At 41.9% G+C, this 14,219-nt stretch carries 16 protein-coding genes; 10 read left to right on the top strand and 6 right to left on the bottom strand.

The window, feature by feature from the left end; translation table 11 throughout:
* Window positions 1-102 precede the first annotated feature (102 nt).
* Together VS868_RS03755 and dnaG are read left to right on the top strand one after the other, a co-directional pair.
* Complete coding sequence (locus VS868_RS03755) at window positions 103-342, top strand: hypothetical protein (RefSeq protein ID WP_345599255.1); 240 nt, start codon at window positions 103-105, stop codon at window positions 340-342.
* Window positions 343-740: 398 nt separating this feature from the next.
* Complete coding sequence (gene dnaG / locus VS868_RS03750; RefSeq protein WP_345599254.1) at window positions 741-2,693, top strand: DNA primase; 1,953 nt, start codon at window positions 741-743, stop codon at window positions 2,691-2,693.
* On the opposite strand, the gene VS868_RS03745 is transcribed toward dnaG, so the two are convergent.
* Together VS868_RS03745 and nadE are read right to left on the bottom strand one after the other, a co-directional pair.
* Complete coding sequence (locus VS868_RS03745) at window positions 2,686-3,324, bottom strand: response regulator transcription factor (RefSeq protein WP_266069259.1); 639 nt, start codon at window positions 3,322-3,324, stop codon at window positions 2,686-2,688. The two genes, dnaG and VS868_RS03745, sit on opposite strands and share 8 nt — an antisense overlap.
* 139 nt (window positions 3,325-3,463) lie before the next feature.
* Window positions 3,464-4,252, bottom strand: a complete 789-nt coding sequence (gene nadE, locus VS868_RS03740) for an NAD(+) synthase (protein ID WP_345599253.1) — start codon at window positions 4,250-4,252, stop codon at window positions 3,464-3,466.
* 103 nt (window positions 4,253-4,355) lie between these two features.
* Between nadE and gldB the strand changes: the two genes are divergently transcribed.
* The 3 genes from gldB to VS868_RS03725 all read left to right on the top strand — a co-directional run bounded on the left by gldB (window position 4,356) and on the right by VS868_RS03725 (window position 6,269).
* Window positions 4,356-5,315, top strand: coding sequence for a gliding motility lipoprotein GldB (gldB, locus tag VS868_RS03735; protein WP_345599252.1), 960 nt, complete (start codon window positions 4,356-4,358; stop codon window positions 5,313-5,315).
* Entirely contained in the window at window positions 5,315-5,650 is a 336-nt protein-coding gene (gene gldC, locus VS868_RS03730) for a gliding motility protein GldC (RefSeq protein WP_345599251.1), read from the top strand. The genes gldB and gldC overlap by 1 nt, the downstream gene beginning before the upstream one ends.
* A 271-nt stretch (window positions 5,651-5,921) precedes the next feature.
* The gene (locus tag VS868_RS03725; protein ID WP_345599250.1) at window positions 5,922-6,269 is read left to right on the top strand and encodes a hypothetical protein; all 348 of its coding nucleotides are present in this window, start codon (window positions 5,922-5,924) and stop codon (window positions 6,267-6,269) included.
* A gap of 195 nt (window positions 6,270-6,464) precedes the next feature.
* Here the strand turns inward: VS868_RS03725 and VS868_RS03720 are convergent, their stop codons facing one another.
* From VS868_RS03720 to VS868_RS03705, 4 genes are all read right to left on the bottom strand, one after another.
* A complete protein-coding gene (locus VS868_RS03720) occupies window positions 6,465-6,608 on the bottom strand; it encodes a hypothetical protein (protein WP_345599249.1) in 144 nt (47 codons plus the stop codon).
* A gap of 28 nt (window positions 6,609-6,636) precedes the next feature.
* Window positions 6,637-6,975 carry a hypothetical protein gene (locus VS868_RS03715; protein WP_345599248.1) on the bottom strand — a complete coding sequence of 113 codons (339 nt, stop codon included), beginning with the start codon at window positions 6,973-6,975 and terminating at the stop codon, window positions 6,637-6,639.
* A 411-nt stretch (window positions 6,976-7,386) separates the two neighbouring features.
* Complete coding sequence (yihA, locus tag VS868_RS03710; RefSeq protein WP_345599247.1) at window positions 7,387-7,989, bottom strand: ribosome biogenesis GTP-binding protein YihA/YsxC; 603 nt, start codon at window positions 7,987-7,989, stop codon at window positions 7,387-7,389.
* A gap of 9 nt (window positions 7,990-7,998) precedes the next feature.
* Window positions 7,999-8,763 carry an alpha/beta hydrolase gene (locus VS868_RS03705; RefSeq protein ID WP_266069252.1) on the bottom strand — a complete coding sequence of 255 codons (765 nt, stop codon included), beginning with the start codon at window positions 8,761-8,763 and terminating at the stop codon, window positions 7,999-8,001.
* Window positions 8,764-9,049: 286 nt separating this feature from the next.
* On the opposite strand from VS868_RS03705, the gene mraZ reads away from it, so the two are divergent.
* Genes mraZ through VS868_RS03680 form a run of 5 tightly spaced genes read left to right on the top strand, consistent with a single transcriptional unit; the run spans window position 9,050 to window position 14,192 of the window.
* Window positions 9,050-9,523 (top strand): division/cell wall cluster transcriptional repressor MraZ, encoded by a 474-nt coding sequence (gene mraZ / locus VS868_RS03700; RefSeq protein ID WP_266069251.1) that lies wholly within the window; start codon window positions 9,050-9,052, stop codon window positions 9,521-9,523.
* On the top strand, window positions 9,510-10,412 hold the full coding sequence (gene rsmH, locus VS868_RS03695) for a 16S rRNA (cytosine(1402)-N(4))-methyltransferase RsmH (RefSeq protein ID WP_266069250.1): 903 nt from the start codon (window positions 9,510-9,512) through the stop codon (window positions 10,410-10,412). The genes mraZ and rsmH overlap by 14 nt, the downstream gene beginning before the upstream one ends.
* Window positions 10,409-10,726 (top strand): FtsL-like putative cell division protein, encoded by a 318-nt coding sequence (locus tag VS868_RS03690; RefSeq protein WP_266069249.1) that lies wholly within the window; start codon window positions 10,409-10,411, stop codon window positions 10,724-10,726. The genes rsmH and VS868_RS03690 overlap by 4 nt, the downstream gene beginning before the upstream one ends.
* Complete coding sequence (locus VS868_RS03685) at window positions 10,726-12,732, top strand: penicillin-binding protein (RefSeq protein ID WP_345599246.1); 2,007 nt, start codon at window positions 10,726-10,728, stop codon at window positions 12,730-12,732. Before VS868_RS03690 ends, VS868_RS03685 begins: the two co-directional genes overlap by 1 nt.
* Complete coding sequence (locus VS868_RS03680) at window positions 12,729-14,192, top strand: UDP-N-acetylmuramoyl-L-alanyl-D-glutamate--2,6-diaminopimelate ligase (protein ID WP_345599245.1); 1,464 nt, start codon at window positions 12,729-12,731, stop codon at window positions 14,190-14,192. The genes VS868_RS03685 and VS868_RS03680 overlap by 4 nt, the downstream gene beginning before the upstream one ends.
* The last annotated feature ends 27 nt before the right edge of the window (window positions 14,193-14,219 follow it).

Genomic DNA, 14,219 nt, shown 5'->3' with positions numbered 1-14,219 from the left:
CAGCATGTTTTTTGCTATATTTAAGATGATATACTAAAAATATCAATTACTGCTTTCACGAGAAAATAAAGAAAATTAAAATTTGCTTTAAAAATTAAAAGGATGGAGATGAATAAAATGGAAATAAGGGAGAAATTGATTGCAGAAATAAAGCAAGTTGAGAACGTGAAGTTACTGAAAGTGCTTTATAACATGCTAACTGGAGAGGTGATTGAAAAGGATTATGTTCTAAATGAGGCACAGATTTCAGCTATAAATGAAGCAAGAGAGCAATACAGAGGAGGAGAATTTTTTACAAATGAAGAAGTAGATCGGGGAACTGAAGAATGGCTAAAAGAATAGTCTGGTCACGTCGTGCCAAAGATGATAGAAGGAAAATTCTGGAATACTGGCATCAAAGGACAAATCAAAAGTTTATAGTAAAAAGCTTTTCAGGTTATTTCAATTGGCTGTTCTCCAGATAAGGGAAAATCCAACAATGGGAAAACCTACCTCCCTAAAGAGTGTTCGAATGTATATTATTAAAGATTACCTGATGTTTTATGAAATATTAGAAAGTCATATCCTCATCCTCACAATTTGGGACAGCCGGCAAAATCCTGTTAAATTGAAGTTGTAAGGATCATTAGAAGAGAATTTATGTAAGGCCCACAAGAGAACCAGGCAAGCATTTTCAATAACCAAATTCCTTTCTGGTTTTTATATATACCTTACATTTGCCAAAATTTCCGCAGTAAAAATTGATCTCAAAAAACACCATAGATAAAGTTTTTGAAGCTTCCCGGGTAGAGGAGGTGCTTGGTGATTTTGTGACACTTAAGAAATCGGGTAGTAACTATAAGGGATTGAGCCCTTTTAGTGAGGAACGCACGCCCAGCTTTATGGTTTCCCCGGTGAAGCAGATATGGAAAGATTTTTCCAGCGGCAAAGGAGGCAATGTCGTGGCTTTCCTGATGGAACACGAACATTTTACTTATCCTGAAGCCATAAAGTACCTCGCCAGGAAGTACAATATTGAGGTGGAGGAGACCGAGCAGAGCCAGGAACAAAAGGAGCAGGCCGATGAACGGGAAAGCATGTACCTGGTTTCTGAATTTGCTGCAAAGTATTTTCAGAATAACCTGCTTAAAACCGAACTCGGCAAGGCAATTGGCCTAAGCTACTTCAGGGAACGCGGATTTACCGATGAAACCATTGCAAAATTTGGATTGGGTTACTGTCTTGATGACTGGAACGCTTTTACCAACGAAGCTCTTGGCAAAGGTTATAAGCTGGAATACCTCGAGAAAACCGGGTTAACTATAGTTAAAGAAGATAAGCAGTTTGACAGATTTAAAGGTCGGGTAATGTTCCCCATTCAGTCAATGTCGGGCAGGGTGTTGGGTTTTGGAGGGAGAATTCTTACAAATGACAAAAAAGCTGCGAAATATCTCAATAGTCCCGAGAGTGAGATCTACCATAAAAGCAAGGTGCTTTACGGGATTTACCACGCTAAACAAGCAATTGCAAAAGAGGATAATTGCTATTTGGTTGAAGGGTATACCGATGTGATACAGTTTAATCAGGCGGGTATTGAGAACGTAGTTTCCTCTTCGGGAACGGCTTTGACTCCGGAGCAGATTAGGCTTATAAACAGGCTCACCAAGAATATCACCGTACTTTTTGACAGTGATGCTGCCGGGCAGCGTGCTTCCATTCGGGGGATTGATCTTATCCTGGAGCAGGGCATGAACGTGAAGGTGTGTGCTTTTCCGGAAGGGGAAGACCCCGATAGTTTTGCAAAGAAGAATTCCGAAGAAGATGTAAGGTTATACCTGGAGCAAAATTCCAAGGATTTCATCAATTATAAGGCTTCCCTGTTAATGGAGGAAGCTAAGAACGACCCGGTAAAGAAAGCTTCGCTCATACGGGATATGGTGAGCAGTATCTCAAAGATCCCCGATAATATTCAGCAGGAAGTTTATGTGCAGGAGACTTCACGCATCATGGACATTTCTGAAGATGTTTTGTTTACCACTTTAGCTCAACTGGCCGGAAAACCAGCGGCTAAAACAGCTCCAAAGAAGACAAAGCAGTTTGAAGTGGTGAGGGATGAACCGGGGCCCCAGGTGAAAGTAGATGAGCTGTATGTGCTGGAGCGAACCATTATTAGTCTTCTGCTGCATTACGGTATGATGGAAGAAGATTTTGAAGACCTGGTGGTGAAGGTAGATGACAAGGGTGAAATTTCACTGGAGCCCGAAATGATGACGGCAAAGGTTTATGAAAAGATCTTTCTTGATCTACAGGAAGATGAGGTGGCTTTTGCCAACGAACATTTCCAGAAGATCTATCAACTGGTGATCAAGAAATACAATGAGGAGCAGGAATTTTCTATAGATACTTTTATAAATGAACTCACTCCCGAAAATGCTTCGGAAGTAACCAGTATCTTAATGGATGAAGAGCAGTATGTGCTTCACGACTGGGAAAGGATGGAGATTTTTGTGAAGGGTAAAAAAGCGGAAATTGGTCGTCTTGTAAATGAAACTATCCTTTCTTTGAGAAGGTTTTTGGTCAATAAGAAGATAAACGAACTTAACCGGACAATAAAAGAAGTTCCTCCCGAAGAGTCTACGGGTGTCTTACAGGATATCATGGATTACATAACTCTTAAAAAGGTACTTTCGGGCAAGTTAAACCGGGTTATGTAGGTCTTATCTGTAACAGGCGCGCCTGGTTAATAAGATCGGCAAGGTTATCTACCCTTAATTTTTTAAGCAGCCTGGTCTTATAGGTGCTCACCGTTTTTTCATTAATATCCAGGGCTTCGGCTATATCTTTATTCCTTTTTCCGGTAGAAAGAAGGTTGAGTACTTCGATCTCACGGGTTGAGAGTTTTTTATAGCGGGAAACAATGTTGTTGGATCTGGTAGTGCCGGAGTTGATCTTTTCACTAATCTCCTTGTTGAGGTAAATACCTCCCCGTGCCACCTGGTGCACTGCTTCACGAAGCACATCTGTAGATGCCGTTTTTGAGAGGTAAGCGGAGGCACCTGCCTTGATGGAGTTCAAAGCATACATTTCTTCGGGATGACAGCTAAGGATGAGGATCTTGGTACCCGGATTTTCAGATTTTATTGTCCGCAGAGCGGTAATCCCGTTAATTTCGGGCAGGTCAATTTCCAGGATAAGTACATCGGGCGTTTTGCTTTTTAAGGCCTTAAAAAGGTCCCGGCCATTGGTAACTTTTCCCACTACTTCATATACACCTTCCTTCTCTAGCAGAGAAGATATCCCCATTCGTGTTATGGGATGGTGGTCTGCAATTAGAATTTTAATCATTGTTCGAATTTTAGCACAAGAAATTCCATGGGCTATCCCATCGCAATCTGCTGATTATTAGTTTTAATCGTAAAGTCAGGGGGAGAATGAAATTTACTGCCTTATTTACTCGAAAAATAATTTTTTCGATAAACTGCAATTATTTCAGGTCAAGAGGAATGGTGCATACCGGGATAGGTTCCATTTTGTGTTTATTGGCATTATGCCTGGACTTATAGATGCGAAAAACTTCCTGCTGGCGTCCCATGAAATCGGCTTCGGTCTTACCTTTTTCAGCTTCTTTCATAGCCCATTCGAGTTCGTCGTAGCTGGCACCAATCTGGTCTTCATCGCTTCTGCTGTCTCCAAAAAGTCCGTCGGTGGGTGCCGCGATCACAATGCTGTCTATCACATCCAGTTCTCTGGCAATTTCGTAGACTTCACTTTTCATAAGATCGGCAATGGGAGATAGGTCTACGCCGCCGTCACCGTATTTGGTGAAGAATCCCACGCCAAAATCTTCAACCTTATTGCCCGTTCCTGCTACCAGGTAGTTGTGCAAACCTGCGAAGTAATAAAGGCTGGTCATGCGTAGTCTTGCCCGCACGTTGGCCATAGAAAGATGTAACTTTGGGCTTTCTTCTGCCTGGGGTACAGATTGTGAAAATACATCAAAGGTTTGGGTAAGGTCTACCTGTACATCGGTTACGTTGGCAAATTGCTTTTTCAAATTGGCAATATGTTCCTGTGCTCTGGTCACCTGGTCTTGCGACTGGTGGATAGGAAGCTCTACGCACAGCGTTCTCAATCCCGTTTTTGCGCAAAGTGTAGAAACCACTGCCGAATCTACCCCGCCACTTATTCCAACAACAAAACCATTCATCTTTGCCTGAGAAGCATATTCTTTTAACCAGTTTACAATATGGTCAATTACCTGTTTAGTTTTCATAAGTGTTGGTCAGTTTCTTTTGGAGGTATATCTTTGTTAACAAATATAGTTCTTCAGTTAATTATCTGGAAATAGCTTGCGTTAAACCATTCTTAATTTGCCTATGTTCAAAAAAAGCCTTTTTTACTGCCTGTTTGCCAGCCTTTTATCTTGCGCCGAAAACGACAGTAAGGAGAAGGAAATTACGGCTATTCCCATTGATCTTGAGCTGAAAAGATTCGATCAGCGCTTTGCAAATGCAACGGCTGACAGTCTTCCGGCACTCAAAAAGGAATTTTCATTCCTTTTTCCGCGACAGTATCCCGACATTCTTTGGGTGCAAAAAATGGAGGACACCATACAACTGGAGCTCAATGAAGCCGTGGCTACACAATTCCCCGATCTCAGGGAGACAGAAGATGAACTGGAGCAGCTTTTTCAGCATATAAAATACTATTTCCCGCAGCGCAACATTCCGAAGGTAATTACCCTCACTTCTGATGTTGACTATCGCAACCAGGTGGTGTGGGCAGATTCCTTGCTGCTGGTAGCGCTTGATACTTACCTGGGGATGGATCACCCGCTGTACACAGGGGTGCAGGATTACATAAAAAAGGAGATGCAGAAAGATCAAATTGCTGTTGATGCGGCCGGGGCTTTTGCTCAAACCGTAGTGCCGGGGCCGTCTTCACGCAGTTTTCTTGCGCACATGGTTTACTACGGAAAAATGCTCTACCTGAAAGATATTTTATTGCCGTTTAAAACCGATGCTGAAAAAATGACCTATCTGCCTGAAGAATTCTCGTGGGCCCAGGCGAATGAAGACCAGATATGGAGGTATTTTGTAGAACGGGAACTGCTGTATTCGTCAGATTCCGATCTGCAGACCCGATTCTTGTACCCCGCACCTTTCTCAAAATTCTTCCTGGAACTCGATGCTGAGGCACCGCCCAGGTTGGGACAATTTTTAGGCTGGCAAATAGTGCAACAATTCATGGAAAAAAATGACGTTTCTGTTAAGGAGATGATAGAAACAGATGCCGAAACAATATTCAAAAAATCAAAATACAAACCCCGAAAGTAATGGCTATAGCAAAAAAATCAAACATCAATATTAAAGTATCTCTAGACGAAAACCGCGTACCCGAAGAACTCCACTGGAGTGCCGAAGACGGGGGAGTAGAAAACAAAGAGGCCAAGGCCATGCTGCTTTCTATGTGGGATGCCGAACAAAAAGAGACGCTAAAAATCGACCTGTGGACCAAAGAAATGCCGCTTGACGATATGAAGATGTTCTTTCACCAGACTATGGTTACTATGAGCGACACCTTCTACAGGGCTACACAAGATGAAAAAATGCGCGATACCATGAAAGACTTCTGCGATTTCTTCGCTGAAAAAATGGAAATTAAGAAGTGATTTTTAGTGATCAGTAATCAGTTTTTAGGAATCAAGTAGGCAGTAATCAGAATTTTTGAAAAGAGATCATCTGTGCATCTGCCGCTGAAAAATTTCCCTTCAAAAGTGACATTTTCAGAACATTATTCAGAAAATGGTTTTTACAGTTTGGTCTTAGCATTTCAGAAGGGACGAGTATTTGAAAAAGAATCATCTGTGCATCTGTGGCAATTTCTCAATTATCAATGAGCAATTAACAATCAGCAATAAAGAGAAAAAGTATTGGGACAGAGTGAAAAGGAAACTGATAAAAACTATTCGTGAATTAGTGGCCGAAAAGTCACCCTTCAAAAATGACATTTTCAGAACCTTTTTCAGGAAGAATGGGCTAATAAGTTTTGTTGAGCATTTCAGAGTAAGCGGGTTCTTCAGAAGGAATTATTCGTCTATTCGTGGCCGAAAAGTCACCCTTCAAAAATGGTATTTTCAGAACCCTTTTCAGAAAAAACAGATTAATACTTTTGGTCGGGTAGATCAGAGTAAGCGGGTTCTTCAGAAGAAATTATTCGTGCATTCGTGGCAGAAAAGTCACCCTTCAAAAATGCCATTTTCAGAACCTTTTTCAGAAAAAACAGAATAATACTTTTGGTCGGGTAGATCAGAGTAAGCAGGTTCTTCAGAAGAAATTATTCGTGCATCTGTGGCAGAAAAGTCACCCTTCAAAAAGGCATTTTCAGAACCTTTTTCAGAAAAAACAGACTAAAACTTTTGATCGGGTAGATCAGAGTAATCAGGTTGTTCAGAAGAGATCATTTGTGCATTCGTGGCCGAAAAGTCACCCTTCAGAAATGCCATTTTCAGAACCCTTTTCAGAAAAAACAGAGTAATACTTTTGGTCGGGTAGATCAGAGTAAGCAGGTTCTTCAGAAGAAATTATTCGTGCATTCGTGGCCGAAAAGTCACCCTTCAAAAATGACATTTTCAGAACCCTTTTCAGAAAAAACAGACTAACACTTTTGATCGGGTAGATCAGAGTAAACAGGTTGTTCAGAAGAAATTATTCGTGCATTCGTGGCCGAAAAGTCACCCTTCAAAAAGGGCAGTTTCAGAACATTATTCGGAAAATGGTCCTTACAGTTTGGTCTTAGCATTTCAGAAGGAGCGAGAATAAGAAAAGAAATTATCTGTGCATCTGTGGCTAAATTCTTTCCAAAAGTGACACTTTCAGAACCCTTTTCAGAAAAAACAGAATAATACTTTTGGTCGGGTAGATCAGAGTAAGCAGGTTTTTCATAAGAAATTATTCGTGAATTCGTGGCAGAAAAGTCACCCTTTAAAAATGCCATTTTCAGAACCGTTTCAGAAAAAACAGACTAATACTTTTGGTCGGGTAGATCAGAGTAAGCAGGTTGTTCAGGTCGGGTAGATCAGAGTAAGCAGGTTTTTCATAAGAAATTATTCGTGAATTCGTGGCAGAAAAGTCACCCTTTAAAAATGCCATTTTCAGAACCGTTTCAGAAAAAACAGACTAATACTTTTGGTCGGGTAGATCAGAGTAAACAGGTTGTTCAGAAGAAATTATTCGTGCATTCGTGGCCGAAAAGTCACCCTCCAAAAATGCCATTTTCAGAACTCTTTTCAGAAAAAACAGACTAAAACTTTTGATCGGGTAGATCAGAGTAAGCAGGTTTTTCAGAAGAAATTATTCGTGCATTCGTGGCAGAAACTTACCCTTCAAAAAGGGCACTTTTGAGTACTTATTTCTGAAGATTGTCGTTGATGTTCTGGATGTACCCCAAAACTTCTTCGCTTCCCAGGCCGTTTGCCGAGGAGGTCACGAAGTATTGCGGCATTTCTTCCCAAACCTGCAGCATTTCTTCCTGGTAATTTTGAATGTTGCGCTCCAGGGCTTTGGGTTTTAGTTTATCGGCTTTGGTAAAGATGATGCAGAAGGGAATTTGGTGCTCGCCCATCCAGGTCATGAACTCCATGTCTATAGCCTGTGGTTTATGGCGGCTGTCTATGAGTACAAAAGCGCAAAGCATTTGCTCGCGTTTCTCAAAATACTGCGTGATAAACTTCTGAAAGGTTTTTTTAGCCGATTTTGATACGCGGGCATATCCATAACCTGGTAAATCTACCAGAAACCAGCTCTGGTTGATCAGGAAATGGTTGATAAGCTGCGTTTTTCCCGGCCTGCCTGAAGTCTTTGCGAGATCTTTTCTATTGGTTAAAGCATTGATGAGGGAAGATTTCCCAACATTACTGCGGCCAATAAAAGCATATTCGGGCAGCTTACTTTCCGGGCATTTGGAAACATCGGAATTGCTGATCACAAATTCGGCCGATTTGATCTTCATAAGGTAGTTTTAGTATTTTCGGGTAGTGAACCACCTAAAGAGGATCTCGTTGAAGGCATCGGGATGTTCCATCATGGCTGCATGGCCACATTTTTCTATCCAGTAAAGGTCTGAATCGGGTAGCAGGCGATGAAAATCTTCGGCGACTTCGGGAGGAGTAACATTGTCATTGCGGCCCCAAATAATGCAGGTGGGAGTTTGCATTTTTGGAAGGTCTTTAGACATATTATGGCGAATGGCACTCTTGGCAATGGCCAAAGTTTTGATTAGTTTATTACGGTCGTTTACCGTTTCAAAAACGTCATCAACAATTTCTTTGGTTGCTACTTTTGGATCGTAGAACACATTTTCGGCTTTTTTCCTGATGTACTCGTAATCTCCCCTTTTTGGGTAGCTTTCGCCCATTGCACTCTCGTAGAGGCCAGAACTTCCGGTAATTACCAGTGCTTTTATAGATTCAGGATAAAGTTTGGTACAGAGTAATGCGATATGCCCGCCAAGGGAATTTCCCAAAAGAACGACTTGAGAATAATTCTTGTGATCGATAAATTCCTTCAGGTACTTGGCAAAGGTTGCAACACTCGTCTTTAAGAGGGATAATTCGTACAGGGGTAACTTCAGCAGAATAACTTTATATCCCTGTTTCGGGAAAAAATCAAGGACACCTTCAAAGTTGCTCAACCCTCCCATTAAACCGTGGAGAATTATAATTGGTGTTCCTTCACCTTCCTCCACATAACTAAATTTTCCTTCTTCCCTTAGATTATTTTCCATTGATGCCTTTGCTGTTAGCTTCGCAAATATAATGATTTCCCTACAAGTATATCGATTTTGCAGAAGCTGCCATAATTTTCAATGGTCCAATTTTCACATTTTTCCCGGTTAACCCCTAAAAAAAATCAAAAATTTTTTAACAAATTCTTCATACAACTAAAACTGCTTCAAGTAGTTGGTTTAACAGGTGCTTAAGTGGGCAGAAGGGGAAAATTTATCAACAATGTGGTAAAAAGTGGTAAAATGTGGTTTAAAATTCAATATATTTGAATCATAAACTGGAGGAGTGGTAAATCTCATTGGTACATACGAATGCAAAGTAGATGCGAAGGGCCGTTTGATGGTCCCTGCGCCTATGAAAAAGCAGCTTGTACCTATCATTCAGGACGGTTTTGTGCTTAAACGTTCCCTTTTTGGAAACTGTTTGGAGCTTTATCCCATGCAACGCTGGACCGAGGTAATGCAGGAGGTAGGGAAGCTTAACAGGTTCGTCAAAGAGAATATGGATTTTATAAGAAAATTTACGGCAGGTGTTAAAATTGTAGAAGTGGATACCAACGGGCGGCTTCTCATTCCAAAAGACCTTATTCGCATTGCGGGGATCAATAAAGAAGTGGTGATCACTTCTCCAATTGATACTATAGAAATTTGGGATAAGGACGAGTATGAGAAGGCTATAGATACGCCGCCTGAAGAATTTGCGGAACTCGCCGAACGTGTAATGGGTAATAAAAGTGTAGAAGGAAATGGCTTATCATAATCCTGTATTGCTTAAGGAGAGTGTAGATGGTTTGAATATTCAGCCTTCGGGAGTTTATGTAGACGTTACTTTTGGTGGCGGCGGACATTCCCGCGAGATCCTTAAAAGATTGGGTCCGCAGGGAAAGCTTTTTGCTTTTGATCAGGATCAGGATGCTTTGGCGAATAAGATTGAAGACGAAAGATTTACGCTTATCAACGAGAACTTCAGGTTTATAAAGCGGTTTCTGCGATTCTATAATGTGAAGAAAGTAGATGGTATTCTGGGGGATTTTGGAGTTTCCTCTCATCAGTTTGACGTAGCCGAACGCGGATTTTCTACGCGCTTTGAGTCAAATCTCGATATGAGAATGAACCAGAACAGTACGCTTAGTGCCTTTGATGTGGTTAATAACTATGAAGAAAAGGAGCTGCAGGCAGTGCTCTTTAATTATGGAGAATTAAGAAGTGCGCCAAAAATAGCCCGTACAATAATCTCTGCCCGTAAGGAGGGGGAGATCGTAACCAGTGAAAGATTGAAAGAGATATTGCATCCTTTTTTGCCTGTGGGGCGCGAGCATAAAGTGCTGGCCCAGGTTTACCAGGCTATAAGGATAGAGGTGAACCAGGAGATAGAGGTGCTTAAAGAATTTTTGCTTCAAACAGAGACTTTGCTGAATCCCGGAGGAAGGTTGAGTCTTATAAGTTACCATTCTTTGGAAGACAGGCTGGTAAAAAGATACATAAGAAGCGGCATGTTTGAAGGGGAGCCGGAAAAAGATTTCTACGGAAATATTTCAGTTCCGTTTCAAAAAGTGGGAAAAATGATAGTGCCTTCTTCCGAAGAAATTAAGGAGAACAACAGGGCGCGAAGTGCAAGATTGAGAATAGCTGAAAGAATAGCGGAATGAAAGAGAGCTTATATAACATCCTGAAAGGGAAATTTCTTATTAGTAACGACGCCTTTAATAATTGGCGTTTTATACTTTTTTGTACCGTGCTGGCCATTTTTATGATTGGCAGCTCTCACAGTGCAGAGCAAAAAGTACACGAGATCGCTAGGCTTAATGATGAGGTGCTGGAGTTGAGAACAGCTTTTCTTGACGGCAGGTCTAACCTCATGAAGCTTAAAATGGAATCAACAATTACAGGGAGAATGGCGCAAAAGGGAATTAAACCTTCCGATGTGCCGCCTACCAAGATTATAGTTAAAGAAAAAGAGTAATGGCGACTACCGAGAAGCACATACTTTACCGCATCTATGTTGTGGCAGGTTTTATGTTCCTGCTCGCTGTTGCTGTGGGATTTAAGCTTCTCAATATACAAATCGTTGAGGGGGATAATTACCGGAAGATGGCTGAACAGCGCACTTACCGGAATTTTGTTATTCCTGCAAACCGCGGTAATCTCTATGATGTAAACGGCAATTTACTGGCTACGTCTATTCCCAAGTATGACATTAGGTTTGATGCGGTTACTGTTTCAGATAAGAACTTTCAGGAGAATGTAGGTCCCCTGGCCGAAGAATTAGCTAAAATGTTTGGGGAATCTTCTTCGCGCTGGGCGAGAAAACTGCGTTCGGCAAGGGCTAATAAACACCGGTATTTGCTTATTGCACGCAACCTTGGGTATTCAGAATATATTAAGGTAAAGAATTTCCCCATGTTTAAACTGGGTTCAAACCGGGGAGGAATTATTGTGGAACAGAGAACAGTGCGGGAGCATCCTTTAGGGAAAATGGCCGAACGAACTGTAGGCTATGAACGGCAGGACGACAGCGGTTACTATACTCGTGTAGGCCTTGAAGGCGCTTTTGGACCTTACCTTAGAGGTAAGGAAGGCAGGCGCCTTAAGCAGCGTATCGCAAAAGGCCAGTGGAAGCCTATAAGCGACAATAATGAAGTGGAACCAAAAGATGGTTATGACCTTATTTCTACCATAGATGTTAAAATTCAGGATATCGCCCATCACGCTTTACTGAAGCAGCTCGAAAAATATGAAGCCGATCACGGTTCTGTAGTGGTAATGGAAACCGAAACCGGCGAGATCAAAGCTATTTCAAACCTGGGGCGTACTTCTAAAGGCAGTTATTTTGAGAAGCTGAACTACGCAGTAGGGGAAGCTCATGAGCCGGGCTCTACCTTTAAGCTGATGTCTATGATCGTGGCTTTGGAAGATAAGGTGATTGATACCAGCACCGTGGTAGATACAGAGAAAGGGCAGATGATCATTTACCGAAGAAGAGTACGCGACTCCAAGCACGGCGGTTACGGGAAAATTTCGGCAGGGAAGGCCTTCGAGGTTTCTTCGAATGTGGGGATCGTGAAACTTATTTATGAAAATTATAAAGACCAGCCCGGGAAGTTTGTAGACAAACTAAAAGCCATGCATCTTGATGAAGGTCTTGGCCTTGCAATTAAAGGAGAAGGTACGCCTTATATCCCTACGCCCGGAGACAAGACCTGGAGTGGTTTATCCCTGCCATGGATGGCTTATGGATATGGAAGTATACAAATCACCCCACTACAAACCCTCACTTTTTACAATGCCATAGCTAACGGTGGTGAAATGGTGAAGCCACGCTTTATTAAAGAAGTAAAGGAGTGGGATAAAACCATTGAGAAGTTTGAGAAGAAGGTGATAGACCCTCAAATATGCAGCCCCGAAACAGTGGCTAAAGTAACCGATTTGCTTAAAAATGTGGTGGAAAGAGGTACCGGAAAGAGTCTTTACGATCCTAATTTTTCTATGGCAGGTAAAACGGGAACTGCACAAACAGAGTACTGGAAAGAAGGCTGGGCGCAAGATCCGCAGTATATTTCATCATTTGTCGGGTTCTTTCCGGTAGAAAATCCGAAGTATTCGTGCATTGTGGTGATTCATAAGCCTAACAATAAAACCGGGTACTACGGAGCCGATGTTAGCGGACCTGTTTTTAAAAGGATTGCCCAAAAGATCTTTACTGATACGCCCGTGCTCGATGAGTTTGAAACGCTGGAGGTGGTTGATCCTGCTATTGAGAAGAATTACGAAAAGTATTTTGCCACCGCCAGGAACTCGGGGAAAGTAATGCCCGACCTAAGAGGAATGCCCGCTATGGATGCGGTTTCTCTTTTGGAGAACCTGGGGGTGAAATTTGAATTATCCGGAAACGGAGAGGTGAGTCAGCAATCGGTTAAACCCGGAGCAAGCATTGCTGAAGGCCTCACCATAAAATTAAAATTGAGTTGATTTATTTAAAAGACATATTATACAGGGTTTCTCTTGAGGCAGTGGTTGGGAACACCAACATTGCTGTAAACGACATTCATTTTGATTCCCGAAAAGTGGGTTTCAATGATGTTTTTGTGGCAATACGCGGAACGCAAACCGATGGACATGCCTATGTAGAGAAAGCAGTAGAGCAAGGAGCGCTGGCTGTGATTTGTGAAGAAATGCCAGAGAACGTGATCAACGGGATTACTTATGTGAAGGTTAAGAATTCTCAGGAAGCCCTTGCGTTTATGGCCGATAATTTCTACGGGAATCCATCAGAAAATCTGAAGCTGTTGGGGGTTACCGGTACTAACGGTAAGACTACTGTTGCTTCTCTCCTGTATCAATTGTTTACAAAAGCGGGCTTTAAAGTTGGATTGCTTTCTACGGTAAATGTCATGGTGGGAGAAGAGAAATTTCCTGCTACCCATACCACCCCAGATTCCCTAACCATCAATTCATATCTGCAAAAAATGAATGAGGCCGGTGTGGAGTTCTGTTTTATGGAAGTAAGTTCTCATGGCATCGCACAACACCGTACTACCGGTTTGAAGTTTGCCGGTGGAATTTTTACAAACCTCACCCACGAGCATCTCGATTACCACAAGACTTTTGCCGAATACAGGGATGTCAAAAAGGCCTTTTTTGACCAGCTTCCTGCTTCAGCCTTTGCTTTGACCAATGGAGATGATAAGAATGGAAGGGTGATGCTTCAGAATACAAAAGCGAAGAAATATACTTATGCCCTAAAGTCGGTAGCCGATTATAAGGCTCAAATCCTTGAAAATGGTTTCGGCGGAATGCTGCTGAAGATCAATGAGCAGGAGGTTTGGACCAAATTGATTGGAAACTTCAATGCCTATAATATTCTTGCTATTTACGCAGCTTCAGAATTACTTGGATTAACCACCCTCGAAAGCCTGAAGTACATCAGTGAGCTCAATGCCGTTAGCGGTCGTTTTCAGTATCATATTTCCGAAGGGAAGATCACTGCTATTGTAGATTACGCTCATACGCCCGATGCCTTGCAGAATGTGCTTGACACCATTAACAGCATCAGGACAAAAAATGAAGAATTAATTACTGTTGTGGGCTGCGGTGGAGATCGTGACCGCTCAAAAAGGCCAAAAATGGGGCATATTGCCTCGGCATTGAGTACGAAAGTGGTTTTTACGAGCGATAATCCGCGTACCGAAGACCCCGATAAGATCATCGAAGAAGTGGAGGCAGGAGTAGAGCCACAGCACTTTAAAAAAGTAATGTCGGTCACCAACAGGTTACAGGCCATAAAGACTGCCTGCCAGCTGGCAAACAGGAATGACATCATTTTAATTGCCGGGAAGGGTCATGAAACCTATCAGGAGATCAATGGCGTGAGGAAAGATTTTGATGATTTCAAGATTGTAAGTGAATATTTAAACGAGTTAAAAAAATAATTTCTCCAGGAGAAGAAGCAAAAGATT

It is taken from the genome of Salinimicrobium sp. 3283s, from assembly GCF_039602225.1.
Lineage (GTDB): Bacteria > Bacteroidota > Bacteroidia > Flavobacteriales > Flavobacteriaceae > Salinimicrobium > Salinimicrobium profundisediminis.
This window is presented reverse-complemented; position numbering and strand designations above follow the sequence as displayed.

Coding starts and splice junctions, on each gene's coding strand:
- VS868_RS03755 (WP_345599255.1), top strand. CDS start 103: ATGGAGATGAATAAAATGGAAATAAGGGAGAAATTGATTGCAGAAATA.
- VS868_RS03745 (WP_266069259.1), bottom strand. CDS start 3,324: ATGATTAAAATTCTAATTGCAGACCACCATCCCATAACACGAATGGGG.
- nadE (WP_345599253.1), bottom strand. CDS start 4,252: ATGAAAACTAAACAGGTAATTGACCATATTGTAAACTGGTTAAAAGAA.
- gldB (WP_345599252.1), top strand. CDS start 4,356: ATGTTCAAAAAAAGCCTTTTTTACTGCCTGTTTGCCAGCCTTTTATCT.
- gldC (WP_345599251.1), top strand. CDS start 5,315: ATGGCTATAGCAAAAAAATCAAACATCAATATTAAAGTATCTCTAGAC.
- VS868_RS03720 (WP_345599249.1), bottom strand. CDS start 6,608: ATGTCATTTTTGAAGGGTGACTTTTCGGCCACGAATGCACGAATAATT.
- VS868_RS03715 (WP_345599248.1), bottom strand. CDS start 6,975: ATGGCATTTTTAAAGGGTGACTTTTCTGCCACGAATTCACGAATAATT.
- yihA (WP_345599247.1), bottom strand. CDS start 7,989: ATGAAGATCAAATCGGCCGAATTTGTGATCAGCAATTCCGATGTTTCC.
- VS868_RS03705 (WP_266069252.1), bottom strand. CDS start 8,763: ATGGAAAATAATCTAAGGGAAGAAGGAAAATTTAGTTATGTGGAGGAA.
- rsmH (WP_266069250.1), top strand. CDS start 9,510: ATGGCTTATCATAATCCTGTATTGCTTAAGGAGAGTGTAGATGGTTTG.
- VS868_RS03690 (WP_266069249.1), top strand. CDS start 10,409: ATGAAAGAGAGCTTATATAACATCCTGAAAGGGAAATTTCTTATTAGT.
- VS868_RS03685 (WP_345599246.1), top strand. CDS start 10,726: ATGGCGACTACCGAGAAGCACATACTTTACCGCATCTATGTTGTGGCA.